Genomic DNA, 1,630 nt, shown 5'->3' with positions numbered 1-1,630 from the left:
CATTTAGAAACCTACTTAAATTTCACTGTTACAGAATATCTGCTGTGATGGATTTTGCCAAGTAGAACATAAATTATTGCTTTTGAGAAGTGGCCATTTATACATGTTAAATTGCCATGGTTATAAAAGCACACATTTACTTCATTGTGGGGAAAGAAAGAAGATTATTGATTTTATGGTTATAAGGGAGTCTGTAGCCTGCAGATATTACCTGATGTACCCGCCTTTGATCTTCACCAATTTCACACAGGTGAATCTTGGTGACGGAAGGGTGGACTCAGTTGATTTTCAGGTCAGCTGCTAAGGTTACTCTAAAAGATAAATTCATTACTATTCTGCACTCGTTCACTTTTGTATATATTATTTCCAGGTGTTTTCCACTGCTGCTGATGGTCAAACACAAGTGGAAATTAAAGTTCATCAAGGTGAAAGAGAGATGGCCTTGGACAACAAACTCCTTGGGCAATTCCAGCTGGTAAATATTTACAAAATTATGTTAAAAATTTGAGAATTTAAAAAAAATTAATATGCAATGATGTTTATTTTTTCGTCACCAGAAAAGAGCGTTGCCTTGTTGACTTACTTGTCTGAGCATGTTAAATTTGAATAGATGTTGAAAAAATATAACAACAAAAAATAAAAATTGACATGACCACATTCATCATAAATATTTTAATTTATTGTAATGATAGACAATATAACCAACCACAGTAACACACACCTCTCCTACAAACCTCAAACTTCCAAACACAGAAATGACGACAGAAACCGCTACAAATATAGGCTGCAGCTTGAGACTAAAATTTATAGATAATTTTGAATTCAGACAAATATTGTAAGGATCTCCTGCAGTTAGGGTCTACACTTATAATATTGTTTGTATGATGATATTAAACCTGTTTTACAGATTGGTATTCCTCCAGCACCTCGTGGTATACCACAGATTGAAGTTACTTTTGATATTGATGCTAATGGTATTGTAAATGTATCGGCAAGAGACAAAGGAACAGGCAAAGAACAACAAAGTAAGTGTTAACATCAAATTGTTTACGTTTTTTACCCAATAGATGACAAAGTAGTTCTCTAATATAAAACAAATCAAGTGATTATTTACAGTACAACAATGTAAATTTGACTGTGATGCAAAAGATGTCTTATAAGAGCAGTTGACTCACTTGAGGGTATCCTTTAGTAGTATAGTCCGTTTGACCAGCCTAAAACAGGACTAAAAATTAATTAAAAATCAACAGTTCAACTTATTGATTTTTTTTCTTCACACATTTACTCATATATCATCTACCTACTCTGACAAATAATTTCAGAATTTTGACACTATTTTCCAAAAAGTTGCCCATTAGGTCTCTATGTTAAATATTTGTACCAAATGTGGATATGTGCAGAGGGATGTGCTTCGTAAATATTAATTTATGAAGACAAAAAAAATGGTTTTTCTACCTTTATTTTATATTTTTCTATTATATTTAAAAAAAATATATATTAATTACGTTTTTTTTTTTTATTGCTTAAATAACATACATAAACTTGCTTTCATTTTATAAAAGTATACACAAAGCATGGGCTATTTACATGGTATATCTGGTCAATACACATAGGCTTACTTTACATTCAA

General features: G+C 31.3%; 2 pseudogenes. Both read left to right on the top strand.

The window, feature by feature from the left end:
* Nucleotides 1–367: 367 nt before the first annotated feature.
* A pseudogene (locus tag BAZSYMA_RS09680) lies at nt 368–484 on the top strand (Hsp70 family protein); the annotation flags it as partial.
* 423 nt (nt 485–907) lie between these two features.
* Nucleotides 908–1,024, top strand: a pseudogene (locus BAZSYMA_RS05700) (Hsp70 family protein); the annotation flags it as partial.
* Nucleotides 1,025–1,630: the final 606 nt, after the last annotated feature.

The sequence above is a fragment of the Bathymodiolus azoricus thioautotrophic gill symbiont genome (genome assembly GCF_001298715.1).
GTDB lineage: Bacteria > Pseudomonadota > Gammaproteobacteria > PS1 > Pseudothioglobaceae > Thiodubiliella.
This window is presented reverse-complemented; position numbering and strand designations above follow the sequence as displayed.